At 49.5% G+C, this 788-nt stretch carries 2 tRNA genes and 2 rRNA genes; all 4 read right to left on the reverse strand.

Features of this window, described 5'->3' with window-relative positions:
* Nucleotides 1-120: ribosomal RNA gene (locus KXG62_RS33830) — 23S ribosomal RNA — on the reverse strand; the annotation flags it as partial.
* 250 nt (nt 121-370) lie between these two features.
* A tRNA-Ala gene (locus KXG62_RS33835) sits at nt 371-446 on the reverse strand.
* Between the two features lie 88 nt (nt 447-534).
* A tRNA-Ile gene (locus KXG62_RS33840) sits at nt 535-608 on the reverse strand.
* A gap of 59 nt (nt 609-667) precedes the next feature.
* A 5S ribosomal RNA gene (rrf, locus tag KXG62_RS33845) occupies nt 668-784 on the reverse strand.
* Nucleotides 785-788 lie beyond the last annotated feature (4 nt).

A 788-nucleotide genomic window follows, 5' to 3' on the forward strand; every position in this document is an offset into this window, starting at 1 on the left:
ATTCGGACATCCCCGGATCAAAGCCTGCTTACGGCTCCCCGAGGCGTTATCGTTGTTCGCCACGTCCTTCTTCGGCTCCTGGCGCCTAGGCATCCTCCGTGTGCTCTTATTAGCTTAACCAGATCGCTTCGGTATATATTTTCGCGTTCCTTTGTACTTCGTACAAAGGTCACTTCCGAAAACATATACGCTCCGCTTGTAGCTAACCTAAAAGATAAAGATCTATAAAGATCATCTTTAAGGATGATTCAGCATTTGTTGCATTGTTTCGATATCCAGTTTTCAAGGAACAATGGTTCTAACATCGTCGCTTTTCAGCGGCGACATTCAGTATACCACTTTCTCTCCGCTAATTCAAGAGAAGAATTCATGGTGGAGCCAAGCGGGATCGAACCGCTGACCTCCTGCTTGCAAGGCAGGCGCTCTCCCAGCTGAGCTATGGCCCCATAATATTAGTCCCAACAAGTAACGTTAAGCTTTGCAGGCAGCACTGGACTTCACCAGACCCTACTCAAACTTATTAACTTTTGGGAATGGGCCCTAGTGGACTCGAACCACCGACCTCACCCTTATCAGGGGTGCGCTCTAACCAGCTGAGCTAAGGGCCCATAATCATGCAACGTATGCCTAAAATGTTTCATAAGAAAAGCCCACCCTTGGTGGGCTTGCTTGGCGACGTTCTACTCTCCCAGGACCCTGCGGTCCAAGTACCATCGACGCTGGAAGGCTTAACGTTCGTGTTCGGGATGGGTACGCGTGGTTCCCTTCCGCCATCATCACCAAACTAG

The sequence above is a fragment of the Paenibacillus solanacearum genome (assembly GCF_910593845.1).
Classification (GTDB): domain Bacteria; phylum Bacillota; class Bacilli; order Paenibacillales; family NBRC-103111; genus Paenibacillus_G; species Paenibacillus_G solanacearum.